The following is a 24,701-nucleotide window of genomic DNA, read 5'->3' as shown; positions in this document are numbered from 1 at the left end:
GTGGGAGGGGAACCGTCCTGGGTACGGGTCACTGACGGAGGGAACTCGATGACGGAGCAGTCGCGCAGGTCGGCACAGCCTCGGGACGTGCCACCGCCCCGGCCCGTGGAAGCGGTCGAGGGCGAGGTCGTCGGGGGCGACACCGGCCTCGGTCCGGCTGCCCGCGCGCTGGCCGACGCCGTCGCCGGGCTGCTCGGCCGGGACGCCACGGCCGACCAGCCGACCGGAGCCCGGCGCACGACCGCCGGTGCCCGGGCAGCCTCCGGCGTGCTCACCGACGTCATCTCCGCCGTTGCCGCCGCTGCCCGCTCGGCCGCCAACCCCAGCGGCGAGGAGCGGACGAGCACGTCCACCGGCACGGGCGGTCAGCGGAGCGCCGCGCCGGGCGGGGTGCTGACCGACCTGCTCGACGCCGCCGCCCCCCGCCTGCCGATCCGGGACCGCGACCGGCTGCGCCGGGCCTACCCGGGCTCCTCCGACGCCGAGATCGCCGACGCCCTCGTCGCCCGGGCCACCAGGCTGACCGGCGGCATCGGCGCGGCAGCCGGTGGGCTCACGGCCGCGCAGTGGTTCGCCCCGCCCTCGCTGATCGCCGTCCCGCTGGAGCTCGGCGCGCAGACGGTCCTGGTCGCAGCTGTCGAGGTCGTCCTGGTGGGGGAGCTCCACGAGCTGGCCGGCCAGCGCGCCCCCGGTGACCCCGCGGGGCGGGCCCGGGCCTACCTGACCAGCTGGACCACCCAGCGGCCCGTGGGCCGGACCGGCTCCGGCGGGCTGTTCGGCGTCATCAGCACGGCCACCGCCGCGGCGATGCGCCGCCAGGTGACCCGGCGGCTGGCCCGCAGCACGACGTCCATGGCGCCGCTGCTCCTGGGGGCCACGCTCGCCGCGCGCGCCAACAAGAAGGCGACCACCGTCCTCGCCGACAAGCTGCGCGACGAGCTCGGGCTGCCGCCGTCCTCCCTGCCGCACTGACCCGGCTCCGGCTGCCCTCCACCGACCCGGGCGGCGCGGCTAGCCTCGCCGCCGTGCCCGTTGCCTCCTCCGATCCCGCGGCGCCGGCCGTCGCGGCGGTCGACGTGCCGGTGCTGCTGAGCGGACCGGACGCGGCGCTGCCCGCGTACGCGCTGCCCGGCGACGCCGGGGCCGACCTGTGCGTGGCCGAGGACGTGGAGCTCGCACCGCACCAGCGGGCCCTGGTCGGCACCGGGGTCGCGGTGGCCATCCCCGAGGGGTTCGCCGGGTTCGTGCACCCGCGCTCGGGTCTGGCGCACCGGCTGGGTCTCAGCCTGGTCAACGCACCGGGCACGATCGACGCCGGCTACCGCGGCGAGATCAAGGTCAACCTGGTCAACCTGGACCCGGTGTCCACCATCCGGCTGCGCCGGGGGGACCGGGTCGCCCAGCTCGTCGTCCAGCCGGTCGTGCGGGCCCGGTTCGTGCCGGTCGCCGAGCTGCCGGGCAGCGACCGGGGCAGCGGCGGGCACGGTTCCACGGGCGGCGCGGCGGTGCTCGCCGCACCCTCTCCCCCAGCACTGGAAGGACGGGTCTGACATGCCGTTCGGACGCCGGCGCAACCGCATCGACCGGAGCCTGCGTGAGCGCGGGGTCCCTCCCGAGCCGCAGGTGCGGCAGCGCGAGGAGACCGAGACCGACGGCCCCTGGGACGTCGCGGACGCCCCGGCGGACGGGCTCGCCCGGATCGACCTGGGTGCGCTGCGACTGCCCGCGCTGAGCGGCATGGAGCTGCGGGTGGACGTCAACCCCCAGCAGCAGGTGGTCGGGGCGAGCCTGCGGTCGGGGGAGTCGATGCTGCAGCTGTCGGTCTTCGCCGCGCCCCGCGCGGGCGGCCTCTGGGACGAGGTGCGCGCGGAGCTGGCGCGGACTGCCAGCGGTCAGGGCGCGTCCCTCACGGAGGTCGAGGGCCCCTTCGGCACCGAGCTGGCCGGCACCGTGCTGCTGCCCGGCCCGGCGCAGCCGGGCGCCACGGCCCCGCCCAGGCCGGTGCGCCGGCCGGCCCGCTTCCTCGGCGTCGACGGCCCGCGCTGGTTCCTGCGCGGCATGCTCACCGGACCGGCGGCCGCCGACCCGGAGCAGGCGACCGCACTGGAGGAGGCGTTCCGGGCGGTCGTCGTCGTCCGTGGGGCGGCGGCCATGCCGGTGCGCGACCAGCTGCCGCTGACCCTGCCGCCGCAGGCCGCCGCCCAGGTCGCCCGGCAGCAGGCCGCCGGTCGTCCGGGTGGCACCGTGACCCCGCCGAGCGGCGGTGCGGCGTGACCGGCCCGGTGGTCACCGGCTACGGTCCCGGCCCCGACCAGTTCCTGGAGGTCTCGCTGCCGGCCGGCGAGGGCCCGGCGCCGGTGGTGGTCGTCCTGCACGGCGGTTTCTGGCGCGCCCGCTACGGCGTCGAGCTGGCCCGCCCGCTCGCCGCCGACCTGGCCGCCCGCGGCTGGGCGGCGGTCGCCGTGGAGTACCGCCGGGTCGGCGCCGGTGGGGGCTGGCCCACCACCCTCGAGGACGTCGCTGCCGCGATCGACGCCCTCGCCGACGCCGGCCTGCTGGAGGAGGACGTCGCCGCCCGGCTGGACCTCACCGACGTGACCGTGGTCGGCCACTCCGCCGGCGGGCACCTCGCGGCCTGGGCGGCCGGGCGGAGCCGGCTGCCCGCAGGCGCGCCGGGCGCTGCTCCCCGGGTGGCGGTCACCGCCGCGGTGTCCCAGGCCGGGGTGCTGGACCTGACGGCCGCGGTCGCCGCGGACCTGGGCAGCGGGGCGGCCGTGGAGTTCCTCGGCGGGTCGCCGGAGGAGCTGCCGGACCGCTACGCAGCCGCCGACCCGGTGCGGCTGCTGCCCACCGGCGTACCGGTGCTGTGCGTGCACGGGGAGGCGGACACCACCGTCCCGCTGGACCAGAGCGAGCGGTACGCGGCGGCCGCCGCAGCCGCCGGCGACCGGGTCGAGGTGACCGTCGTGCCGGGTGACCACATGGTGGTGATCGACGTCGCCGGCGAGGCGTGGCGACGCACCCTGGAGTGGTTGACCGCACGCCGCCCAGCCGCCCTGGACAGCACTACCCTGGGATCGTGACCACCACCAGGACCGACAGCGCAGCAGGGCAGGGCGCGCAGCCCGGCGCCCGCGGCTGGCTGTCCCGCAAGCTGCAGAAGCTGACCGCCGACGACCAGACCGTCGATGCCGAGGAGCTGCAGTCCGACGTCGCCTCGGCCGGCTGCGCGCCGCTGAGCGCCTGCCGCAAGGGGCAGGTGGTCACCGTCACCGGCCGGCTGAAGTCGGTCGTCTACACCCCCCGCGAGACGGTGCCGACCCTGGAGGCCGAGCTGTTCGACGGCTCCGGCTCGGTCACCCTCGTCTGGCTCGGCCGGCGCCGCATCCCGGGGATCGAGCCCGGTCGCCGGCTCACCGCCCGCGGCCGGTTCGCGGCCTTCGAGGGCCGTCGGGTCATCTACAACCCCTGGTACGAGCTGAGCGCCGGGTGACCTCGGGCGCACCGGGGCGGCACGGGGGGAGCCTGCGGTGAGCGGGACGTCACCGGGTGGGACGTCGCAGGGCGGGGGCATGACCTTCGACCGCCACCTGGTGCTGGACCAGCTGGGTGGCTGGCGCGGGATGGTCGACGCCTCGCTGCCGACCATCGCCTTCATCGTCGCCAACGGCATCGGCGGGCTCACCGTCGGCATCTGGGCGGCCGTCGTCGCCGCGGTGCTGGTCTTCCTGCTGCGGCTGGTCCGCAAGGAGAGCATCCAGCAGGCGATCAGCGGCCTGTTCGCGGTCGCCGTGGCCGTGGTGATCGCCGCGCGCACCGGTGAGGCGCGCGACTTCTTCGTGCTCGGCATCGTCCGCAACGCCGCCATCGGCGTCGTCCTGCTGGGCTCGCTGCTGGTGCGCTGGCCGCTGGTCGGGGTGGTCGCGGAGTTCCTCGCGCCCAGCCACCTCGGCGCCATGTCCGGTCACCGGCTGCCCTCGCTGCGCAACCGGCTGCGGGCGCAGCCGGCCGAGGCGTCCACCGGCGCGGAGGCCGGGGCGGAGCGCGAGCCGGACGCGCCGGCCGAGCAGCACTGGCGTGACGACCCGCGGGTGCTGCGCGCCTACGGCTGGCTCACCGTGCTGTGGGGTGGGGTGTTCCTGCTCCGTGCCGTCGTCCAGTGGGTCCTGTACCTGCGCGACTCCGTCGGCCTGCTCGGGACGTCGTCCCTGGTGCTCGGCCTGCCGCTCACCGCGGTCGAGCTGGTGGTGACCCTCTGGGTGGTCTCCCGGCTCCACCGCCACCGCGCCGAGGAACCCGCTGCGGACGAGCCCGGCGCAGAGGAGCGCCCCGCCGCCTAGCGCACGTGCAGGGGTCCTCTCAACACATCCCGTCGGGGCACATGACCTGCTGCAGTTGCTCCTCGATGTCGCCGTGGGTGACGAACAGCAGCTCGTCCCCGGCCTCCAGCGGCTCGTCGGGGTCGGGGTTGATGACCCGCTCGCCGCGCAGGATGGTGGTCAGCACCGTCTCCCGCGGCAGCGGCACGTCACGCACCGGCCGGCCCACCCACGGGGTGTCCTCGGCGAGGGTGATCTCCACCAGGTTCGCCGCGCCCTTGCGGAAGCTCATCAGCCGGACGACGTCGCCGACGGTCACCGCCTCCTCCACGAGGGCGGCGAGCACCCGCGGGGTGGAGACGGCGACGTCCACGCCCCACGCCTCGGTGTACAGCCACTCGTTGCGCGGGTCCTTGACCCGGGCGACCACCCGGTTGACCGCGAACTCGGTCTTGGCCAGCAGCGAGACGACCAGGTTGGCCTTGTCGTCGCCGGTGGCGGCGATGACGACGTCGCAGCTGGCCAGCTGCGCCTCCTCCAGGGAGGTGACCTCGCAGGCGTCCGCCTGGACCCACTCCGCGCCGGGCACCGCCTTGGGCTTGACCCGGGAGCCGTTCTTCTCGATGAGCATGACGGCGTGGCCGTTGCCGATCAGCTCCGCGGCGATGGAGCGGCCGACCGCGCCGGCGCCCACGATGGCCACGCGCATCAGTGCTGCCCTCCCGACGGTCCCTGCTCGACGGCCAGGTGCACCCGGTCGGTGTTCTCGTCGGTGGTGGCCACGGCCAGGTGGTCACCGGTCTGCAGCACGGTGGTCGCGGTGGGCAGCTGGGCCTCGCCGAAGCGGACCAGCCACGCCACCCGGGCGCCGGAGGCCTTCTCCAGCTCGGTGAGCGGGCGGCCGACCCAGCCGTCGGTCACGGTGACCCGCATGAGCAGGACCTTGCCGGTCGGTTCGCGCCAGATCTCGGAGACCTTGACCGACAGCAGCTCGCGCAGCAGCCGGCTGACCGTCCAGGGCACGGTGGCGACGCTCGGGATGCCCATCCGCTCGTAGACCTCGGCCCGCTTGGAGTCGTAGATGCGGGCGACGACGTGCTCGACGCCGAAGGTCTCCCGGGCGACCCGGGCGCTGATGATGTTGGAGTTGTCGCCGCTGCTCACCGCCGCGAAGGCGCCGGCGGAGTCGATCCCGGCGTCCAGCAGGGTCTGCCGGTCGAAGCCCAGGCCGGTCACCTGGCGGCCGCCGAACTCCGGGCCGAGCCGGCGGAAGGCCTCGGCGTCCTGGTCGATGACCGCGACGCTGTGGCCGATCGCCTCCAACCGCCGGGCGATCTGCGAGCCGACGCGGCCGCAGCCCATCACGACCACGTGCACCTGTTCCACCCTGTCTGTCGGTCAGTCCGAGGAGCGTGCCGCCCCGCGCCCGGCGGGGCCCACCGCGCGCGAACGTACACCCGGCGGAGGGCCCGGGATCCGCCGCCGGGCGCACCGGACACCCGTCCGGGTGCTGCTGTGAGGGAGGTTGCCCCGTGTCGGCGCACCGGGGGCTCCGACGTCCGTACCATCGCCGCCGTGCCGACCCTGTCCGACCTCGGACAACTCCCGAAGCGTCTCGTCCTCGGCCGCCCCGTCCGCAGTGACAAGGCGGGGGAGTCGCTGCTGCCCAAGCACCTCGCCCTGCCGATCTTCGCCAGCGACCCGCTGTCCTCCGTCGCCTACGCGACGCAGGAGATCCTGCTGATCCTCACGCTGGCCGGGACGTCGTTCCTCTTCCTCGCCCCGTGGCTGGCCGCGGCCGTGGTCCTGCTGCTCACCGTGGTGGTGCTGTCCTACCGCCAGGTGGTGCACGCCTACCCCTCGGGCGGCGGCGACTACGAGGTCGCGATGAAGAACCACGGGCAGTTCGCCGGACTGGTGGTGGCCAGCGCGCTGCTCACCGACTACGTGCTCACGGTCGCGGTGTCGGTCAGCTCCGGCACCGACAACATCATCTCGGCGTTCCCCGGGCTGGACGAGCACCGGCTGGGCATCGCGATCACCCTGATCGCGCTGCTGGTGGCGGCGAACCTCCGCGGGGTGCGGGAGTCCGGGAAGACCTTCGCCGTCCCGACGTACCTGTTCATCGGCGGCATCGTGGTGATGATCGCCACCGGGCTGCTCCGCGACTTCGTGCTCGACGACCGGGTGGTCGCCGAGAGCGCGGGCTACGGCATCGAGCCCGAGTCCGGCTACGGCCAGCTGGCCGGGCTGGCGCTGGTCTTCTTCGCCCTGCGCGCGTTCGCCTCCGGCTGCACCGCGCTGACCGGGGTGGAGGCGATCGCCAACGGCGTGCCGGCCTTCCGCCCGCCGAAGAGCAGGAACGCGGCCACCACGCTGGCGCTCATGGGCGGCATCGCCGCGCTGATGTTCGCCGGGGTGACCGCGCTGGCCCTGCTCTCCGACGTCAAGTACGTCGAGAACACCTGCGACCTGATCGGGTTCGCCAACTGCACCACCGAACCGCAGCGCACCGTCGTCGCCCAGGTCGCCGCGGCGACGTTCGGCGGCCCCGACTCGATCGGCTTCTACTACATCCAGGCGGCCACGGCGCTGGTCCTCATCCTGGCCGCCAACACCGCCTTCAACGGCTTCCCGCTGCTCGGCTCGGTGCTGGCGCAGGACCGGTTCATGCCCCGCCAGTTGCACACGCGCGGGGACAAGCTCGTCTACAGCAACGGCATCCTGCTGCTGGCCGGGTTCGCCGTCCTGCTGCTGGTCGTCTTCGACGCCGACTCCACGAAGCTGATCCAGATGTACATCGTGGGCGTCTTCACCAGCTTCTCGATCGGCCAGTGGGGCATGGTGCGGCACTGGAACCGGGAGCTGCGCAGCCTGACGGACCCGCTGGCGCGGCGGCGGGTCCAGCGCTCGCGGGTGATCAACGCCATCGGCGGGTCGCTGACCACCGTCGTCCTGGTGATCGTCGTGGTGACCAAGTTCGTCGGCGGCGCGTGGATCGTGATTGCCGCGATGCCGCTGATCTTCCTGCTCATGCGGTCGATCAACCGGCACTACTCCCACGTCGCCGCCCAGCTCGTGCCCGACAGCGACGTGCGGCTGAAGCCCAGCAAGGTGCACGCCGTCGTGCTGGTGTCCAAGGTGCACAAGCCGACGCTGCGCGCGCTGGCCTTCGCCCGGGCGACCCGGCCCGACGTGCTGACCGCGCTCACCGTCAACGTCGACGACGCCGACACCCGGGCGCTGCAGACCGACTGGGAGCGCTACGACATCCCGGTGCCGCTGACCGTCATCGACTCCCCGTACCGGGAGATCACCCGGCCGGTGCTCGACTTCGTCCGGGACATCCGCCGGTCCAGCCCGCGGGAGCTGGTCGTGGTCTTCGTGCCGCAGTACGTCGTCGGGCACTGGTGGGAGAACCTGCTGCACAACCAGAGCGCGCTGCGGCTGCGCACCCGGTTGCAGTTCCAGCCCGGCGTGATGATCACCAGCGTGCCGTGGCAGCTGGAGAGCTCGCTGGACCGGGACCACAGGATCGACGGATCGGGGCCCGCGCCGGGCGACCTGCGCCGCGGCCTGACCGACGAGGCGGAGCAGACCCCCTATGGCTGACGACGGATCCCCCTTCCCCCCACCACTCGCACGCTCGCGGCGGGCTGCTGAACGGGGGCCGAACTGGCTCGGCCAGCGGTTCGAGGTGGCCGTGGGGCCGGTGGCGCACGGTGGGCACTGCGTGGCCCGGCACGAGGGCCGGGTGGTCTTCGTGCGGCACACGCTGCCGGGCGAGCGGGTGGTCGTCGAGGTGACCGAGGACCGGCACGCGGGGTTCTGCCGTGCCGACGCCGTCGAGGTGCTCGAGGCCGCGCCGGACCGGATCGAGCGGCCCTGCCCCTACAGCGGGCCCGGGAAGTGCGGCGGCTGCGACTGGCAGCACGTCAGCCACGCCGGCCAGCTGGCCCTCAAGGCCGCCGTCGTCCGGGAGCAGCTGTCCCGGCTGGCCGGGGTGGACCTGCCCGTCACGGTGGAGGCGCTGCCCGGCGGGCCGCTCTGCTGGCGGTCCCGGGCGCGGTTCGCCGTCGACCGGACCGGTGCCCCCGGGCTGCGCCGGCACCGCTCGCACGACGTCGTGCCGCTCGACGACTGCCCGATCACCGTCGAGCCCGCGGCTGCCGCCGTGCTCGGCAGGCGCTGGCCGGGTGCCGGCGCCGTGGACGTCGCCGTCGACTCGGCCGGGGTGGTGACGACGACGCGGCTGGACCGACGGGGGCAGGCCACCTCGACCCGGGTGCTGCGGCCCGGCGCCGATGTCCCGGAGGAGCCGGGCGGGCGGGCGCAGCGCTCGGCGGGTGGGCGCGACTGGGAGGTCGAGGGCACCGGCTTCTGGCAGGTGCACCCGGCCGCAGCCGACGCCCTGGTCGGAGCGGTGTCGGCCGTCGCCGGCGTGCGGCCGGGGGAGACGGTGCTCGACCTCTACGCCGGCGCGGGCCTGTTCGGCGGTGCGCTGGCCCCCGGGGTCGGCGCCGAGGGCCGGGTGGTGTGCGTGGAGTCCGACGCCGCGGCGTGCGCGGCGGCCGACGCGAACCTCGCCGACCTGCCGCAGGCCGAGGTGTGGCAGGGCGACGTCGACGCCCCGGGGCTCACCGAGCTGCTGGGCGAGCTGGGCCGGCCCGACGTCGTCGTCCTGGACCCGCCGCGCGCCGGTGCCGGCCGCGAGGTGAGCCGGGTGATCGCCGGTGCCGCGCCCCGGGCGGTCGTCTACGTGGCGTGCGACCCTGCGGCGCTGGCCCGGGACGTCGCCGTCCTGGCCGACGCCGGGTACCGGCTCGAGGCCCTGCGGGCGTTCGACTGCTTCCCGATGACCGCGCACGTGGAGTGCGTGGCGCTGCTCGTCCCCGCCTGACCCGGGGGAGTGCCGGAACCCCGGCGTGCTGGAACCAACGGGCCCGCGTCGTGGCCGCGCTGAATCCTCCCGACCATGCCCGTGCCGCCGGAAGAGCACCTGCACACCGTCGCCGACCGTGCCCGCTTCGTCGGACCGGCTGTTCCGGCTGACCCACCTGCACTGCCCCGCCGGCTGCTGACAGCCGGGGCCGCACAGCGCGGCACCGGCGGGTCACGGATCGAACACGTGTGCGATCCGGTGTCGAGCAGCCGCCGGTGGGGGCCCACACTGACCGGGTGGACGTGTCACTGCCCCCGGGCTGGCCGGACGAGGTCGCGCCGCCCGGCGCCCCGGACTGGGAGCGCACGGCGGTCGCGTGGCTGTACGACCTCGTACCGCACGACTACCGGGCGCACGAGGTGCTGCGGCGGTACCCGGTGCTGCTCGCCCGGTTCGCCGCCGACCACGTCGCCGCGGGGCTGGAGGCGGCCCGCGCGGGCTGGCGAACGGTGCGCGTCGAGCTGGCCGACCAGCTGCCGCCGGACGCGATGGAGGCGGCGATCAGCGCCTACGAGCGGGAGGGCGCCCGGCTGACCCGGGCGGCCCGTGGCGTGGAGGTGGTCGCCGGAGCGCTGCGCGGCGAACGGTGGGTGCCCCGGCTCTGAGCGTCCCCGCTCGTCAGGGCAGGTCGCCGGTTCGCAGTTACAGTGGGTCTTCCCACCGGTTGCGCCCTCCCTGACGCCGCCGACCTCGAGAGGACCCTGCTCCGTCGTGTCGTTGCTCCGCTCGTTGACCGGGCCCGCAGACCTCCGGGCCCTGGCGCCCGACCAGCTGCCCGCGCTCGCCGCGGAGATCCGGGACGCCCTGGTCACCAGCGTCGCCAAGACCGGCGGTCACCTGGGCCCGAACCTGGGCACGGTCGAGCTGACCATCGCGCTGCACCGGGTCTTCGAGTCCCCGCGCGAGCCGATCGTCTTCGACACCGGGCACCAGGCCTACGTGCACAAGCTGCTCACCGGCCGGCTGGACGGGTTCGCCCAGCTCCGCCAGCGCGGCGGCCTGTCCGGTTACCCCAGCCGCGCCGAGAGCGAGCACGACTGGGTCGAGAACAGCCACGCCTCGACGTCGCTGTCCTACGCCGACGGGCTGGCCAAGGCCTTCGCCGTCCGAGGCGACCCGCGTCCGGTCGTCGCCGTCATCGGCGACGGCGCGCTCACCGGCGGCATGGCCTGGGAGGCGCTGAACAACATCGCCGCTGCGCAGGACCGCCCCGTCGTCATCGTGGTCAACGACAACGGCCGCTCGTACTCACCGACCATCGGCGGCGTCGCCGACGCCCTGGCCACGCTGCGGCTGCGGCCCGGCTACGAGGACGCGCTGGCCGCCGTCCGGCAGGCGCTGCACAAGGCGCCGGTCGTCGGCACGACCCTCTACGACGCGCTGCACGCGATCAAGAAGGGCCTCAAGGACGTCCTCAGCCCGCAGGGCATGTTCGAGGACCTCGGCATGAAGTACGTCGGCCCGGTCGACGGCCACGACGTGGCGATGATGGAGTCCGCGCTCCGCCGGGCCCGGTCCTTCGGCGGGCCGGTGATCGTGCACGCCGTCACCACCAAGGGCTTCGGCTACCCGCCGGCCGAGACGGACACCGTCGACGCCTGGCACTCCACCGGCGTCTTCGAGCCCGACAGCGGGCTGTCCTCGGCGGCGGCCGGGCCGGAGTGGACCGACGTCTTCTCCGACGAGCTGGTCCGGATCGGCAACGAGCGCTCCGACGTCGTGGCGATCACCGCCGCGATGCTGCACCCGACCGGCCTGGCGTCCTTCGCCGAGCGCTTCCCGGAGCGCACCTTCGACGTCGGGATCGCCGAGCAGCACGCGCTCACCTCGGCCGCCGGCCTCGGCATGGCCGGGCTGCACCCCGTCGTCGCGATCTACTCGACGTTCCTCAACCGCGCCTTCGACCAGCTGCTGATGGACGTCGCGCTGCACCGCCAGCCGGTCACCGTCGTGCTGGACCGCGCGGGCGTCACCGGCTCCGACGGTGCCTCGCACAACGGCATGTGGGACATGTCGATCTGCTCGATCGTGCCCGGCCTCCAGCTGGCCGCCCCGCGGGACGAGTCCACCCTGCGGGAGGCGCTGCGGGAAGCGGTGGCGGTCACCGACGGCCCGACCGTCATCCGGTTCCCCAAGGGCGCGCTGCCGGTCGAGGTGCCGGCGCTGGAACGCCGCGGCCGGGTCGACGTGCTGCGCCGGGGAGCGACCCCGGAGGTGCTGCTGGTCGCCGTCGGCTCGCTGGTGCCGATGTGCCTGGCCGTCGCCGAGCGGGCCGCCGACCACGGCATCGAGGTCACCGTCGTCGACCCGCGCTGGGTGCTCCCGGTGTCCGAGGAGCTCGTGGCGCTGGCCGCCGGCCACCGGCTGGTGGTCACCGTCGAGGACGGCGGCCGGACCGGTGGTGTGGGGTCGATGCTGTCCCAGGCGCTGCAGGACGCCGACCACGACGTGCCGGTGCGCACGCTCGGCCTGCCGCAGCGGTTCTTCGACCACGGCAGCCGCGGGCAGGTGCTGGCCGACGTCGGCCTCACCGAGCAGGACGTCGCCCGCCGGATCGTCGAGTGGGCCGCCCGGGTCGCCGACCGTTCGGCCACCGCCCCCGAGGTCCCGCAGCGGGCCGAGGGCCAGCAGTGATCATCGCGGAGATCCAGGTGGCGCCGTCCCCTCCGGGCACCCCGGACGACCCGCACGCCCACGTCGAGGCGGCCATCGCGGTCATCCAGGGCTCCGGGCTCCGCCACGAGGTCGGTGCGCTCGGCACCACGCTCGAGGGGGACGCGGACGCCGTCTGGGCGACCCTCCGCGCCGCGCACGAGGCGATGCTGGCCGCGGGCGCGACGAGCGGCATCTCGCACCTCAAGGTGGCCACGGTGGACCGCACGATGGACAGCCTCACCGCCAAGTTCCGCTGACGCGGGGGCGATGAGTTCGGCCGGCCGGGTCTGCCGTGGCATGACCCGGATCATTGCGGACATCCCGTTCTCCCTCGACGGCTTCGTCACCGGGCCCGACCCCGGCCGGACAACGGTCTGGGCACCGGCAGGGAGCTTGACGTCGTCCTCATGGGCGGTGGCGCCACCGTCGGCTCGGCGGTCGTCGGGGCTGGTCGACGGGCTGACGCTGCACCTCGGGCCCGTCCTGCTGGGCGCCGGCACACCCCTGTTCACCGGCGGGGCGCCGCGCACGCTGGTGCAGCGGACCGTGGTCGCCACCTCGACGGCGACCCACTCGAGCTACGACGTCCTCCGCTCCTGACCCCGTTGACATGTGACCTTTTGGTCACATATGATCGGCGCATGGCGGACGACGACCTGGTCTTCAAGGCCCTGGCCGACCCCACCCGCCGGTTCCTGCTCGACCTGTTGTTCGCCCGCGACGGCCGCACCCTCGGCGAGTTGGAGGCGGAGGTGGAGATGACGCGGTTCGGCGTCATGAAGCACCTGCGCCTGCTCGAGGACGCCGGGCTGGTGGTGACCCGCAGGTCGGGCCGGGAGAAGTTGCACTTCCTCGACCCGGTGCCCATCCGGATGGTCCACGACCGGTGGATCGACAAGTACACGGAGCGCCACGTCGCGGCGCTCGTCGACCTCAAGAACGAGTTGGAGAGCGAAGATGACGACCGCTGAGACGGCGCGGACCACCCAGGTGCACCGCGTGTACATCAAGGCCACCCCGGAGCGGATTTGGCAGGCGATCACCGACCCGGAGTGGAACGGTCGCTACGGCTACGGCGCACCCGGGCACTACGAGCTGCGCCCGGGTGGCTCGTACGTCTCGCACGCGAGCGAGCAGATGAAGCAGGCCTCCGCCGCCATGGGCTGGGACCTGCCCGAGGTCATCGTGGACGGCGAGGTGCAGGAGATCGACCCGCCGCGGCGTCTGGTGCAGACCTGGCGGATGCTCATGGACCCGACCGCGGCCGCTGAGGGCTTCAGCCGGCTGACCTGGGAGATCGAGGGTCCCGGTGAGGACGGCGTCTGCCGGCTCACCGTCGTCCACGAGCTGGGCGGCATGCCGTCGCTGGCCGCGATGACGTCGGGCGACAACGAGTTCGGCGACATGGGCGGTGGCGGCTGGCCGTGGATCCTCAGCGACCTCAAGACGCTGCTCGAGACCGGCCAGTCCTTCACCACGAGCTGAGGCGCGTCCTCCTGCACCAATGGCCGTCCCCCCGCACCAACGCTGGTGCGGGGGGACGGCCTTCGATCAGGTCACCTGATCCACGACCCCGGAGAGTCAGGCGGGCAGGGAGGCCACCCCGCGGGGGAGGAACCGCTCCCCGGTGACCGCCTCGGAGACGCCGGCCCGGTCCAGGTGGGCGGAGATGCCACCCAGCCAGAACGGCCAGCCGGCGCCCAGCAGCATGGCCAGGTCGATGTCCTGCACCGCCTGGACGACGCCCTCGTCGAGCATCAGCCGGATCTCCTCGGCCAGCGCCCGCTCGGCGTTGGACCGCAGCTGCTCCGCGGTGAGGGGCGCGTCGCCGGCGTCGATGCCGGCCAGCTCCGGGTCGATCACGCCGGGCTCGGAGAAGACCGAGGTCTTGCCCAGCTCGACCATCCGCCGGAGCCCCTCGCCGACACCGAAGCGGTCGGGGAACGCCTCGTGCATCCGCTCGGCCACGTGCAGCGCCACCGGCGGCCCGACCAGCGACAGCAGCTCGAACGGCGTCATCGGCAGGCCGAGGGGGTCCAGCGCCGTCTCCGCGACGGCGACCGGCGTGCCGGCGTCGACCGCGGCGGTGACCTCGCCGAGGAAGCGGGTGAGCAGCCGGTTGACCACGAACGCCGGGGCGTCGGCGACCAGCACGCAGCTCTTCCCGAGCTGCTTGCCCGCGGCGAAGGCGGTGGCCAGCGTGGCGTCGTCGGTCTGCTCGGCACGCACCACCTCCAGCAGCGGCAGGATGGCGACCGGGTTGAAGAAGTGCAGGCCGACGACCCGCTCGGGGTGCTGCAGCTTGGCGGCCATCTCGGTCACCGACAGCGCCGAGGTGTTGGTGGCCAGCACGCACTCGGCGGAGACCACCGCCTCCACCTCGGCGAACACCTGCTGCTTGACCGACAGCTCCTCGAACACCGCCTCGATCACCAGGTCGGCGTCGGCGAAGACGTCCTTGGACAGCGAGCCGCTGACCAGGCCCTTGAGCCGGTTGAGCGCGTCGGGGGACAGCCGCCCGCGGCCGGCCAGCCCGTCCAGCTCGCCGTGCACGTAGCCGACGCCCTTGTCCACGCGCGCCTGATCGATGTCGGTGAGGACGACGGGCACCTCCAGCCGGCGCACGAGCAGCAGCGCGAGCTGGGAGGCCATCAGCCCGGCGCCCACGACGCCGACCTTGGTGATCGTGCGCGCCAGCGTCCGGTCCGGCGCGCCGGCGGGTCGCCGCGCCCGCTTGTTGACCAGGTCGAAGGCGTACAGCCCGGCCCGCAGCTCGTCGCTCATCAGCAGGTCGGTGAGCGCGTCGTCCTCGGCCGCGGTGCCGGCGGTGAAGGCCTCGTCGCCCACCCCCGCGCGGGCCAGGTCGAGCAGCTCCACGGCGCGCAGCGCGCCCGGCGAGGCGTTCCGGGTGCGGGCGGCGACGACCGCGCGGGCGCGGGCGATCGCGTCGTCCCAGGCTGCGGTGTCCACCGGGGTGCGGCTGACGGTCACCTCGCCGGCGAGCACGCCGGCCGCCCACTCCAGCGACCGCTCCAGGAAGTCGGCCGGCTCGAAGACCGCGTCCGCGATCCCCGACCTCGCTGCCTTCGGCCCCGGGGTGACCTTGTTCTGCGCCAGCGCGTCGTCCACGATCACGCCGACCGCGGCGTCGATGCCGATGAGGTCCGGCAGCAGCTGCGTGCCGCCCCAGCCGGGCACCAGGCCGAGGAAGACCTCGGGGAAGGCGACGACGGCGGTGCTGGCGATCGTCCGGTACCGGCAGTGCAGCGCCAGCTCCATGCCGCCGCCCATCGCCGCGCCGTTGACGAAGGCGAACGTCGGGACGGCGGAGTCCTTGAGCCGGCGGAACACCCGGTGCCCGGTCTCGGCGATCTCCCGGGCGTCATCGCCCGAGGTGATCGCCGGGACACCGGAGAGGTCCGCGCCGACGGCGAAGACGAACGGCTTGCCGGTGACGGCGATGGCCGCAGGTGCCGGGGAGCGCGCCGCGACCTCGTCCAGCGCCGCGTCCAGCGAGGCGAGCCCGCCGGGGCCGAACGTCGACGGCCGGGTGTGGTCCTGCCCGTTGTCCAGGGTGATCAGCGCCAGTTCCCCGGCCACCCCGGGGACCCGCAGGAACCGGACCTTCGCAGTGGTGACGACCTCGTTCTCGAACACTGCACTCACGTCGCAGCACCTTCCCAGTTCGGGTTCTCCCAGATCACGGTGCCGCCCATGCCGATGCCGATGCACATCGCGGTCAGCCCGTAGCGGACGTCCGGCCGCTCGGCGAACTGCCGGGACAGCTGGGTCATCAGCCGGACCCCGGAGGAGGCCAGCGGGTGCCCGACGGCGATCGCGCCGCCCCACGGGTTGACCCGCTCGTCGTCGTCGGCGATGCCGTAGTGGTCCAGGAAGGCCAGCACCTGGACGGCGAAGGCCTCGTTGAGCTCGAACAGCCCGATGTCGGAGATGGACAGGCCGGTGCTGGCCAGCGCCTTCTCCGTGGACGGGATCGGGCCGACGCCCATCACCTCGGGCTCGACGCCGGCGAAGCCGTAGCCGACCAGCCGCATGCCGACGTTCAGCCCCAGCTCGACCGCGACGTCCTCGGCGGCGAGCAGGCAGCCGGTCGCGCCGTCGTTCAGCCCCGCGGCGTTGCCGGCGGTGACGTGCCCGTGCGGGCGGAACGGCGTCTTCAGCGTCGCCAGGCCCTCGAGCGTGGTGCCCGGCCGCGGCGGTTCGTCGACGGTGGCCAGTCCCCAGCCGGCCTCGGCCGAGCGGGTGGCGACCGGCACGAGCTCCGGGCCGATCCGGCCGTTGGCGACGGCCTTGGCGTACTTCTGCTGGCTGGCCAGCGCGAAGGCGTCGGCGCGCTCCTTGGTCAGGTGCGGGAAGCGGTCGTGCAGGTTCTCCGCGGTCGAGCCCATGACCAGGGCCGAGCCGTCGACGATCTTCTCGCTGACGAAGCGCGGGTTCGGGTCGACGCCCTCGCCCATCGGGTGGTGGCCCATGTGCTCGACCCCGCCGGCGATCGCGACGTCGTAGGCACCGAACGCGATGCCGCTGGCGGTGGTGGTCACCGCGGTCATCGCACCGGCGCACATCCGGTCGATGGCGAAGCCGGGGACCGACTTCGGCAGCCCGGCCAGCAGGGCGGCGGTGCGGCCGATGGTCAGCCCCTGGTCGCCGATCTGGGTGGTGGCGGCGATGGCGACCTCGTCGACCCGCTCCGGCGGCAGGGCCGGGTTGCGGCGCATCAGCTCCCGGATGCAGCGGACGACGAGGTCGTCGGCGCGCGTCTCGGCGTAGATGCCCTTGGGGCCGGCCTTGCCGAAGGGCGTGCGCACGCCGTCGACGAAGACGACCTCGCGCAACGGGCGTGGCCGCCGCTCTACAGATGACACAGGACCTCCGCGGTCGTTTCAGGTGCCGGCTCGAGGACGAGCGGCAGCCCCTAAGTTACCCATTGGTAACCGCAGGTCCAAGAGGGCCTCCTGACGGGGTGAGCGCGCCTAGGCTGCGGACCGCGACATCGAGGAGGCGACGTGACCCGGTACGCAGTGCTGCTGCGCGGCATCAACGTCGGCCGGGCGCACCGGATCCCCATGGCCGACCTCCGCGAGCTGCTGACCGCGGAAGGGCACGCCGGGGTGGCGACCCTGCTGCAGAGCGGCAACGTGGTCCTCGACTCCGACCGACCGGCCGGTGAGCTCGCGCCCTCGGTGGAGCAGGCGCTGGAGCGGCGGTTCGGGTTCGCCGTCCCCGTCGTCGTCCGGACCCGGGACGAGCTGCTCGCGGTGGTGGCGAAGGACCCGCTCGGGTCGGTCGCCACCGACCCGAGCCGCTACGTCGTGTCCTTCTCGAACGCGCCCGTCCCGGCCGAGGTCCAGGAGCGGCTGGCCGCCGTCGACCCCGAGGACGACGTGTACACCGTCGACGGCCGCGAGCTCTACCTCTGGTGCCCGCACGGGCAGCTGCAGAGCCCGCTGTCCGCCGCGCTGGCCAAGACCGCGGGCCCGGTCGGCACCGCGCGGAACTGGGCCACCGTGCTCAAGCTCGCCGACCTGCTCCAGCGCTGAGGATCAGGCCTGGGTGATCGCCGCGGTGAGCAGGTCGCGGGTCAGCCCGATCTGCCACTCCCGCGCCCCGCCGGCGCGCAGCGCCGCGGCGACCGCGTCGGCGTCCGCGGGCGCCGGCGGCGTCCACATCAGCCGGCGGACGAGGTCGGGGGAGAGCAGGTTCTCCACCGGCACCGACCACTGCTCGGACACCTCGGCCAGCGCGGCCCGGGCAGCCTTGAGCCGGGCGGCCGCCGCGGGGTCGCGGTCGGCCCAGCGGTTGACCGGTGGCGGCCCCTCACCGGGCTTGCTGTGCAGCGGCAGCTCGGCGTCGGCCAGCTCCCGCCCGCGCACCAGCGCGCCGAACCAGGTGCCGACGAGCCTGCGGTTGGCCCGGCCCCGGAAGACCGGCAGGTCCAGCAGCGCTCCCTCGGTCCTGGGATCGGCCTGCACCGCCGAGACCATGGCCGTGTCCGGCAGCACCCGGCCCGGGGCGATGTCCCGGCGGCGGGCCAGCTCGTCGCGGGCCTGCCAGAGCGCCCGCAGCATGCCCAGCTGCCGTCGGCTGCGGAGCCCGTGCATGCCCGACGTCTTCCGCCACGGGTCGACCTTGGGCGCCGGCGGGCCGGCGGCCAGGATCGCCTCGAACTCCTGCCGCGCCCACTCTGTCTTGCCCTGCTCGGCGAGGATGTCCGCGAGCGCGTCCCGGAGCTCGACCAGCACCTCGACGTCCAGCGCGGCGTAGACCAGCCAGTCCTCCGGCAGCGGACGGGTGCTCCAGTCCGCGGCCGAGTGGCCCTTCTGAAGCGACAGCCCGAGCAGGGACTCCACGACCGCACCGAGCCCGACCCGCGGCAGCCCGGCCAACCGGGCGGCCAGCTCGGTGTCGAACAGCCGGGTCGGCACCAGTCCCAGCTCGGCCAGGCAGGGCAGGTCCTGGTTCGCCGCGTGCAGCACCCACTCAACGTCCCCGATCGCGGCCTGCACGGCCGACAGGTCCGGCAGCGGCACCGGGTCGATCATCCCGGTGCCCGCACCGGCGCGGCGCAGCTGCACCAGGTAGGCGCTCTGCCCGTAGCGGTAGCCCGAGGCGCGCTCGGCGTCGACGGCGACCGGGCCGCTGCCGGCGGCGAGCGCGTCGGCGTAGGCGACCAGCGCGGTGGAGGTCTCGATGACCGGCAGCAGCCCGTCCCGGGGCGCGAGCAGCGGGACGGCGGTCGGCGCCCCCTCCACCGGCGCCGGGTCGGCCACCGGCTGGATGACCGGCTCCCCGACCACGGGCGTCTCCGGCGCGGGGGCCTCGGCCAGGGGTGTGGGCTCGGTGAACTCCAGCTGCGGGACGGCGGGAGTCTGGTCGGCGCTCAGAGGATGACCCCCGAACGGATGCCCAGCGCCACCATGTGCGCCCGGTCGCCGGTGCCCAGCTTGCGCGCGATGCGCGCCAGGTGGCTCTTCACGGTCAGTGCCGACAGGTCGACCATCTCGCCCATCTCCTTGTTGGTGTGCCCGTCGGCGACGAGCCGCAGGATGTCCCGCTCGCGCGCGGACAGCTCACCCACAGCTTCCTCCACCCCGGTCTGGGTCAGCCCCTGGGCCAGGCTGCTGGCGATGCCCGGGTCGGCGAACACCTCTCCGGACAGCGCCGCCCGCAGGCCCTCGGCGAGCGTGGCCAGCGGGCTGGTCTTGAGCACGTACCCCTGGACGCCGGCCAGGAAGGCGGACCGGACGACGGCGGGGTCGGTCACCGAGGTCAGCACGACGGTCACCGGCCACCCCTCGGTGCGCAGCGTGGGCAGCAGCTCCAGGCCGCGTCCGTGGTCACCGCCGCGGCTGCCGGCGTCGGGCCCGGCCTCGGGGAGGTCCGCCTCCAGCACGCAGAGCGCACGCGGACCGGAAACGTGGGCCCGGACCCTGGCCTCCTCCAGCGAGGCGGCCTCCTCCACGTCCCGGGCGCCCAGCCCGCGCAGCCGGCCGGCGAGCGCCTCGCGGACCAGCGGGGAGGGGTCGACCACCAGCGCACCGGCGTGCGGGCCGAACAGGATGCCGTCGGACCACGGTCGACCCAGGGTCACGCAGCCTCCCGTCGTCGGGCCGGTCGGGCGGGGTGCGGCCAGCAGCTGACCACCCGGTACCCGATCCGGCGTGTCCGCGCACTCGGCCCATCCCTGGTTACGCCGAGTGGAGCACGCCGACGAGTCTAGGCACCGGTGTCGGCGGTCTGCCCGTTCGAGGTCAGCAGGTGGATGCCGGGCGGTGGGAGGCCGGCGGCGGTGCCGAGCACCGTGAGGAACGCGGTCAGGTGCTTGTCCAGGTCGGTGCCCTCCGCCGTCCAGGAGGCCCGGATCTCCACGTCGACCGAGTGCTCGGGGGCGGCGATCGAGCCGAACCGGGTGGACGCCGTGCGGGTGACGGTCCCGCCGATGGCGTGGTGGCCGGCGCCGTGCTCGGCGAGCGCGTCGGTCAGCCAGCTCCAGGCGACCTCGGAGAACATGCTGTCGTCGACCATCTCCGAGTCGGTGCCGGCGGAGAGGTAGCCGACGCAGCGGGTGGTGCCCTGCCAGGCCTCGTGGCCCTCCGGGTCGAACAGCAGGATGAAGCGGCCGCTGGCGAGCTCCTCCTCCTCGTCGGCCGGGTCGCCGACGTGCACACCGATCGCGTGCGAGAACGGGGCCAGCCGCTGGGGTGCCGGGATGTGCTCCAGGACGATCCCGGGCGGCGGGCGTACGGTCGCCAGTGCCTCGAGCGCGGCCTGGAACTCCGCGGGCTTCTGCGCCAGGGGCGGCTCGACGCCGTCGGCCGGACGCTTGCGCTGCTGGGCCACGGGCGCAGGGTAGGTCGCCGTGGGACGGATGTGGCGTCCCGACGCGCCGCTGTGGCCTGCCCGTGACCCTGCCGTGCAGCTCCCGTGCCGCTGCCGACGGCCCGCGCCGCCGTCCGGTGCGTCTGGGAGGATCGGCGGTCGTGGGAACAGCAGCAGGTCCGGCCGCCGACTCCGCCCTGGTCCGGGCGGCCCGCGGGCTCCCGGTCGATCACACGCCCGTCTGGTTCATGCGCCAGGCCGGCCGGTCGCTCCCGGAGTACCGCGCGCTGCGGGCGGGGACCGCGATGCTGCAGGCCTGCCAGGACCCCGACCTGGTCACCGAGATCACCCTGCAGCCGGTCCGCCGGCACGGCGTCGACGCGGCGGTCCTCTTCTCCGACATCGTGCTGCCGCTGGTCGTGGCCGGGATGGACATCGAGATCAAGCCCGGCGTCGGGCCGGTCGTCGCCTCCCCGGTCCGGTCGGCCGCCGACGTCGACGCCCTGCCCCCGCTGGAGCCCGACCGGCTCGAGTTCCTGGCCACCTCGGTGCGCCGGCTGGTCGCCGAGCTGGGCAGCACGCCGCTGATCGGCTTCGCCGGAGCGCCGTTCACCCTGGCCACCTACCTCATCGAGGGCGGCCCCTCCAAGGAGCACGCCCGGACCAAGGCGTTCATGTACGCCGAGCCGGAGGCGTGGCGGCGGCTGCTGGAGCGCCTGGCGGTCAGCGCGGCGACGTTCCTGCGGGTGCAGGTGGACGCCGGGGCCTCCGCCGTGCAGCTCTTCGACTCCTGGGCCGGGGTGCTCTCGGCGACCGACTACGCCACCCGGGTGCTGCCGCACTCCCGCGCGGTCCTCGACGCCCTGGGCGAGCGGGACGTGCCCAAGGTCCACTTCGGCGTCGGCACCGGGGAGCTCCTGCCGCTGATCGGGGACGCCGGAGCCGACGTCGTGGGCGTCGACTGGCGGGTGCCGCTGGACGAGGCTGCCCGCCGGGTGGGCCCGGGCTACTCGCTGCAGGGCAACCTCGACCCCGCGGTGCTGCTGGCCGACCGGGAGACCGTCGACCGCGAGGTGGGCCGGGTGGTCGAGCAGGGCCGGGCCGCCCGCGGGCACGTGTTCAACCTCGGTCACGGTGTGCTGCCCGACACCGACCCCGGCGTCCTGACCCACGTCGTGGAACTGGTGCACGAGCTCAGCGCGCGATGAGGCTGGTCGTGGTCGGTGCCGGGATCACCGGGCTGACCGCTGCCTGGGAGTGGCGGCGCACCCACCCCGACGACGAGGTCGTCGTGCTCGAGGCCGGGCCGCGGATCGGCGGCAAGCTCGACCGGGTCGAGCTGGCCGGCCGCTGGTACGACACCGGGCCGGAGGCGGTGCTCGCCCGGGTGCCGGAGGCGGTCGAGCTGATCGAGGCACTCGGCCTGGCGGAGCAGATCGTCCCGGCCCGGACCAGCCAGGCATCGATCGTGCTCCCCGACGGCCGGTTCCCGCTGCCGGCCGGGACGCTGCAGGGCGTGCCCACCACGGCCGACGGCCTGGAGGGCGTGCTCACCCCGGACGGGGTCGCCCGGGTGCGCGCCGAGGTCGAGCTGCCCCCGCTGCGCCTGGACGGCGACGTCTCGGTGGGCCGGCTGCTCCGGGACCGGCTCGGCGACGAGGTGGTCGACCGGCTGGTCGAGCCGCTGCTGGGTGGGGTCTACGCCGGGCGCCCCGACGACCTCTCGCTGGCCGCCACCATGCCCGCGCTGGCCGCGCAGCTGCCGGCCTCGACGTCGGTCCTCGGCGCGGCGATCGCTGCCCGGGACGCCGGCGCCCGCAGCCGCGGCGACGTCGACGGACCGGTGTTCGTCACCGTGCGCGACGGCATCGGCTCGCTGCCGGCCGCGCTGGCCGCCGCGGCACGCGCCGACGTCCGGCTGGGCACGGCGGTCACCGCGCTGCGCCGGGTCGCCGGCGGCTTCGAGCTCGACGTCGAGGGTGGCGCTGCGCTGACCGCGGACGTCGTCGTGCTGGCCACCCCGGCCGCCCCGACCGCCCGGCTGCTCACCGACCTGGCCCCCGGCGCGGTCGAGCCGCTGCAGGGCATCCCGTACGCGTCGATGGCCGTGGTCGCGATGGCGTTCCCCGAGCAGCCGGTGGCGGCCGGCTCCGGGCTGCTCGTGCCCCCGGTGACCGGGCGGCTGGTCAAGGGCGTGACCGTCTCCTCGTCGAAGTGGCCGCACCTGGGCGGCGCGCTGCGGGTGCGCTCGTCGGTCGGCCGGTTCGGGGACGACGCCGCGCTGGGCCGGGACGACGCCGACCTCACCGACGCGGTGGTCGCCGACGTCGCCGGCCTGCTGACCCTCGACCGCCCGGAGCCGCTGGAGACCCACCTGGTCCGGTGGGTCGACGGGCTGCCGCAGTACCTGGTCGGGCACCCGCAGCGGGTCACGGCGATCCGCGCGGCGGTCGGCGCCGTGCCCGGGCTCGCGGTCGCCGGTGCCGCGTACGGCGGGGTCGGGGTGCCGGCCTGCATCCGCGACGCACGCCGGGCCGTCGCCGCGCTCCGGTGAGCGCACCGACCCGGGTGCGGAACGCGGCCGTCGCGGCCGCGCCGCTGCTGTTCGTGCTGCTGTGGAGCACCGGTTTCGTCGGCGCCAAGTACGGGCTGCCCTATGCCGAACCGTTCACCTTCCTGGCGCTGCGGCTGGGGCTGGCCGGCGCGTTGCTGGCCGTCCTGACCGCTGTCCTGCGGTCGGGCTGGCCGGCCGGCCGGACGCAGGTCGGCCGGGCCGGCGTGGCCGGGCTGCTGCTGCACGCCGGCTACCTCGGCGGCGTCTTCTTCGCGATCCACTCCGGCCTGCCGGCCAGCGTGGCAGCGGTGGTGACCAGCCTGCAGCCGGTGCTCACCGCGGCACTGGCCACCCGGCTGCTCGGTGAGCGGCTCGTGGCCGTGCAGTGGCTGGGGCTGGCCCTCGGCGTCGGCGGCGTGGTGCTGGTGCTGGCCCCCGGGCTGGTGGCCGCCGCGGGGGAGGAGGGTGCCCTCCCACCGGTCGGGGTCGTGTCCTGCCTGGTGGCGCTGCTGTGCGGCACAGCGGGTACGCTGTGGCAGAAGCAGCACGGCGACGACATCCCGCTGCTGTCGGGCACCGTCGTGCAGTACGTGGCCGCGGCCCTCGCGCTGGTCGCCGTCGCCCGCCTCACCGAGGACATGGCGATCGAGTGGACCGCCGAGTTCGTGCTGGCCCTGGTGTGGCTGGTCGTGCCGCTGTCGCTCGGCGCCGTGCTGCTGCTGCTGTTCCTGCTGCGCCGCGGCAGCGCCTCGGGCGTCTCCAGCCTGCTGTTCCTGGTACCGCCGGCGACCGCGGTGGAGGCCCATCTGCTGTTCGGCGAGCGGTTGCCGCTGCTGTCGCTGGCCGGGGTCGTCGTCACCACGGTCGGCGTGGCCCTGGTGCTCCGGCCCCCGGGACGACGCACGGCGCGGCGCGCGACAATGGGGGCATGAGCGAGCAGACCGGAGAGCAGACCGGAGAGCGCAGCATCGGCAAGCGGGCGAACGAGCTGAACGCCCAGATCCGCTACACGATGTGGTCGGTCTTCAAGGCCCGACCGCTCGCCGACGACCAGCGCGGGGCCGCCGCCGACGAGGTCACCGCCCTCTTCGAGGAGCTGGCCGGCAAGGACGTCGTCGTCCGCGGGGTCTACGACGTGGCCGGCCTGCGCGCCGACGCCGACCTGATGATCTGGTGGCACGCCGAGACCCCCGAGGCGCTGCAGGAGGCCTACGGCCGGTTCCGCCGCACCGCGCTGGGCCGCCACCTCGAGCCGGTCTGGTCGCAGATGGCGCTGCACCGCCCGGCGGAGTTCAACCGCAGCCACATCCCGGCCTTCCTCGCCGAGGAGGAGCCGCGCCGCTTCGTCTGCGTCTACCCGTTCGTGCGCTCCTACGAGTGGTACCTGCTGCCCGACGAGGAGCGGCGGGACATGCTCAAGGAGCACGGCATGCAGGCCCGCCCCTACCCCGACGTGCGGGCCAACACGGTGGCCTCCTTCGGGCTCGGCGACTACGAGTGGATGCTCGCCTTCGAGGCCGACGAGCTGCACCGCATCGTCGACCTGATGCGCGACCTGCGGGCCAGCCGCGCCCGTCGGCACGTCCGCGAGGAGGTGCCGTTCTACACCGGCACCCGCAAGGACGTCGCGGAGCTGGTGCGCGACCTGCCGTGATGATGGTCATCCTCCGGATGACAACCCATCAGGAGCCGTCCCCGGCCTGAGCGGAGGGCCTGCCCGCGTTCCCGGCGGGACCCTCCGGGCCCGCGCCGCGCTCGCGGAGCCGCTGTCCGCGACTCCCTGCGGGAGCCTGCGGCCCCGCGCCGGGCGCCGCGGGGTCGCTGCGCGACGGAGCGGCCGGTCCCTACTCGTCCCCGGCAGCGCGAAGGCCCGTCCCCGGTGAGGACGGGC

26 protein-coding genes are annotated in these 24,701 nt (G+C 74.7%); 19 read left to right on the top strand and 7 right to left on the bottom strand.

Annotated features, from left to right (window positions below):
- Nucleotides 1-87: 87 nt before the first annotated feature.
- The 6 genes from FHL80_RS15660 (at nucleotide 88) to FHL80_RS15635 (ending at nucleotide 4,340) form a co-directional block, all read left to right on the top strand.
- Entirely contained in the window at nucleotides 88-972 is an 885-nt protein-coding gene (locus FHL80_RS15660) for a hypothetical protein (RefSeq protein WP_246078713.1), read from the top strand.
- Nucleotides 973-1,025: 53 nt separating this feature from the next.
- The gene (gene dut / locus FHL80_RS15655; protein WP_216870766.1) at nucleotides 1,026-1,550 is read left to right on the top strand and encodes a dUTP diphosphatase; all 525 of its coding nucleotides are present in this window, start codon (nucleotides 1,026-1,028) and stop codon (nucleotides 1,548-1,550) included.
- Between the two features lies 1 nt (nucleotide 1,551).
- Nucleotides 1,552-2,274, top strand: coding sequence for a DUF3710 domain-containing protein (locus tag FHL80_RS15650; protein WP_138734314.1), 723 nt, complete (start codon nucleotides 1,552-1,554; stop codon nucleotides 2,272-2,274).
- The gene (locus FHL80_RS15645) at nucleotides 2,271-3,083 is read left to right on the top strand and encodes an alpha/beta hydrolase family protein (protein ID WP_138734313.1); all 813 of its coding nucleotides are present in this window, start codon (nucleotides 2,271-2,273) and stop codon (nucleotides 3,081-3,083) included. The genes FHL80_RS15650 and FHL80_RS15645 overlap by 4 nt, the downstream gene beginning before the upstream one ends.
- Nucleotides 3,080-3,493, top strand: coding sequence for an OB-fold nucleic acid binding domain-containing protein (locus FHL80_RS15640; RefSeq protein WP_138734312.1), 414 nt, complete (start codon nucleotides 3,080-3,082; stop codon nucleotides 3,491-3,493). The genes FHL80_RS15645 and FHL80_RS15640 overlap by 4 nt, the downstream gene beginning before the upstream one ends.
- Nucleotides 3,494-3,572: 79 nt before the next feature.
- Entirely contained in the window at nucleotides 3,573-4,340 is a 768-nt protein-coding gene (locus FHL80_RS15635; protein WP_138734311.1) for a DUF3159 domain-containing protein, read from the top strand.
- A 19-nt stretch (nucleotides 4,341-4,359) separates the two neighbouring features.
- Here FHL80_RS15635 and FHL80_RS15630 read toward each other — a convergent pair whose 3' ends face one another.
- Together FHL80_RS15630 and FHL80_RS15625 are read right to left on the bottom strand one after the other, a co-directional pair.
- A complete protein-coding gene (locus FHL80_RS15630; protein ID WP_138734310.1) occupies nucleotides 4,360-5,028 on the bottom strand; it encodes a potassium channel family protein in 669 nt (222 codons plus the stop codon).
- The gene (locus tag FHL80_RS15625; RefSeq protein ID WP_138734309.1) at nucleotides 5,028-5,696 is read right to left on the bottom strand and encodes a potassium channel family protein; all 669 of its coding nucleotides are present in this window, start codon (nucleotides 5,694-5,696) and stop codon (nucleotides 5,028-5,030) included. Before FHL80_RS15625 ends, FHL80_RS15630 begins: the two co-directional genes overlap by 1 nt.
- 198 nt (nucleotides 5,697-5,894) lie before the next feature.
- Here FHL80_RS15625 and FHL80_RS15620 point away from each other — a divergent pair, with 198 nt between their 5' ends.
- The 8 genes from FHL80_RS15620 (at nucleotide 5,895) to FHL80_RS15585 (ending at nucleotide 13,401) form a co-directional block, all read left to right on the top strand.
- Nucleotides 5,895-7,931 (top strand): APC family permease, encoded by a 2,037-nt coding sequence (locus FHL80_RS15620; protein ID WP_138734308.1) that lies wholly within the window; start codon nucleotides 5,895-5,897, stop codon nucleotides 7,929-7,931.
- Entirely contained in the window at nucleotides 7,924-9,219 is a 1,296-nt protein-coding gene (locus tag FHL80_RS15615) for a class I SAM-dependent RNA methyltransferase (protein ID WP_281283486.1), read from the top strand. Before FHL80_RS15620 ends, FHL80_RS15615 begins: the two co-directional genes overlap by 8 nt.
- Nucleotides 9,220-9,497: 278 nt before the next feature.
- Nucleotides 9,498-9,866: a hypothetical protein gene (locus tag FHL80_RS15610; RefSeq protein WP_138734307.1), complete on the top strand. Its 369-nt coding sequence runs from the start codon at nucleotides 9,498-9,500 to the stop codon at nucleotides 9,864-9,866.
- Between the two features lie 106 nt (nucleotides 9,867-9,972).
- Entirely contained in the window at nucleotides 9,973-11,895 is a 1,923-nt protein-coding gene (gene dxs / locus FHL80_RS15605) for a 1-deoxy-D-xylulose-5-phosphate synthase (protein WP_138734306.1), read from the top strand.
- Nucleotides 11,892-12,173, top strand: a complete 282-nt coding sequence (locus FHL80_RS15600; RefSeq protein WP_138734305.1) for a thiamine-binding protein — start codon at nucleotides 11,892-11,894, stop codon at nucleotides 12,171-12,173. Before dxs ends, FHL80_RS15600 begins: the two co-directional genes overlap by 4 nt.
- A 40-nt stretch (nucleotides 12,174-12,213) precedes the next feature.
- Nucleotides 12,214-12,516, top strand: a complete 303-nt coding sequence (locus FHL80_RS15595; RefSeq protein WP_216870765.1) for a dihydrofolate reductase family protein — start codon at nucleotides 12,214-12,216, stop codon at nucleotides 12,514-12,516.
- Between the two features lie 41 nt (nucleotides 12,517-12,557).
- The gene (locus tag FHL80_RS15590; RefSeq protein WP_138734304.1) at nucleotides 12,558-12,887 is read left to right on the top strand and encodes an ArsR/SmtB family transcription factor; all 330 of its coding nucleotides are present in this window, start codon (nucleotides 12,558-12,560) and stop codon (nucleotides 12,885-12,887) included.
- Nucleotides 12,874-13,401, top strand: a complete 528-nt coding sequence (locus FHL80_RS15585; protein ID WP_138734303.1) for an SRPBCC family protein — start codon at nucleotides 12,874-12,876, stop codon at nucleotides 13,399-13,401. Before FHL80_RS15590 ends, FHL80_RS15585 begins: the two co-directional genes overlap by 14 nt.
- Before the next feature lie 96 nt (nucleotides 13,402-13,497).
- Here FHL80_RS15585 and FHL80_RS15580 read toward each other — a convergent pair whose 3' ends face one another.
- Nucleotides 13,498-15,582, bottom strand: a complete 2,085-nt coding sequence (locus FHL80_RS15580; RefSeq protein WP_138734302.1) for a 3-hydroxyacyl-CoA dehydrogenase NAD-binding domain-containing protein — start codon at nucleotides 15,580-15,582, stop codon at nucleotides 13,498-13,500.
- Nucleotides 15,579-16,802: a thiolase family protein gene (locus FHL80_RS15575; protein WP_138734301.1), complete on the bottom strand. Its 1,224-nt coding sequence runs from the start codon at nucleotides 16,800-16,802 to the stop codon at nucleotides 15,579-15,581. The genes FHL80_RS15580 and FHL80_RS15575 overlap by 4 nt, the downstream gene beginning before the upstream one ends.
- Nucleotides 16,803-16,943: 141 nt before the next feature.
- On the opposite strand from FHL80_RS15575, the gene FHL80_RS15570 reads away from it, so the two are divergent.
- The gene (locus FHL80_RS15570; protein ID WP_138734300.1) at nucleotides 16,944-17,477 is read left to right on the top strand and encodes a DUF1697 domain-containing protein; all 534 of its coding nucleotides are present in this window, start codon (nucleotides 16,944-16,946) and stop codon (nucleotides 17,475-17,477) included.
- Nucleotides 17,478-17,480: 3 nt separating this feature from the next.
- On the opposite strand, the gene FHL80_RS15565 is transcribed toward FHL80_RS15570, so the two are convergent.
- The 3 genes from FHL80_RS15565 to FHL80_RS15555 all read right to left on the bottom strand — a co-directional run bounded on the left by FHL80_RS15565 (nucleotide 17,481) and on the right by FHL80_RS15555 (nucleotide 20,277).
- A complete protein-coding gene (locus FHL80_RS15565) occupies nucleotides 17,481-18,734 on the bottom strand; it encodes an HRDC domain-containing protein (RefSeq protein ID WP_246078711.1) in 1,254 nt (417 codons plus the stop codon).
- Nucleotides 18,735-18,817: 83 nt separating this feature from the next.
- Entirely contained in the window at nucleotides 18,818-19,528 is a 711-nt protein-coding gene (locus FHL80_RS15560; protein ID WP_138734298.1) for a response regulator transcription factor, read from the bottom strand.
- 125 nt (nucleotides 19,529-19,653) lie between these two features.
- The gene (locus FHL80_RS15555; protein ID WP_216870764.1) at nucleotides 19,654-20,277 is read right to left on the bottom strand and encodes a DUF3000 domain-containing protein; all 624 of its coding nucleotides are present in this window, start codon (nucleotides 20,275-20,277) and stop codon (nucleotides 19,654-19,656) included.
- Between the two features lie 140 nt (nucleotides 20,278-20,417).
- Between FHL80_RS15555 and hemE the strand changes: the two genes are divergently transcribed.
- Genes hemE through hemQ form a run of 4 tightly spaced genes read left to right on the top strand, consistent with a single transcriptional unit; the run spans nucleotide 20,418 to nucleotide 24,464 of the window.
- Complete coding sequence (gene hemE, locus FHL80_RS15550; protein WP_138734297.1) at nucleotides 20,418-21,464, top strand: uroporphyrinogen decarboxylase; 1,047 nt, start codon at nucleotides 20,418-20,420, stop codon at nucleotides 21,462-21,464.
- Nucleotides 21,461-22,810, top strand: coding sequence for a protoporphyrinogen oxidase (gene hemG, locus FHL80_RS15545; protein ID WP_138734296.1), 1,350 nt, complete (start codon nucleotides 21,461-21,463; stop codon nucleotides 22,808-22,810). The genes hemE and hemG overlap by 4 nt, the downstream gene beginning before the upstream one ends.
- Nucleotides 22,807-23,742 carry a DMT family transporter gene (locus FHL80_RS15540; protein ID WP_138734295.1) on the top strand — a complete coding sequence of 312 codons (936 nt, stop codon included), beginning with the start codon at nucleotides 22,807-22,809 and terminating at the stop codon, nucleotides 23,740-23,742. The genes hemG and FHL80_RS15540 overlap by 4 nt, the downstream gene beginning before the upstream one ends.
- Nucleotides 23,739-24,464 (top strand): hydrogen peroxide-dependent heme synthase, encoded by a 726-nt coding sequence (gene hemQ, locus FHL80_RS15535; RefSeq protein WP_138734294.1) that lies wholly within the window; start codon nucleotides 23,739-23,741, stop codon nucleotides 24,462-24,464. The genes FHL80_RS15540 and hemQ overlap by 4 nt, the downstream gene beginning before the upstream one ends.
- Nucleotides 24,465-24,701: the final 237 nt, after the last annotated feature.

Source organism: Modestobacter excelsi (assembly GCF_005930495.1).
Taxonomy (GTDB): domain Bacteria; phylum Actinomycetota; class Actinomycetes; order Mycobacteriales; family Geodermatophilaceae; genus Modestobacter; species Modestobacter excelsi.
This window is presented reverse-complemented; position numbering and strand designations above follow the sequence as displayed.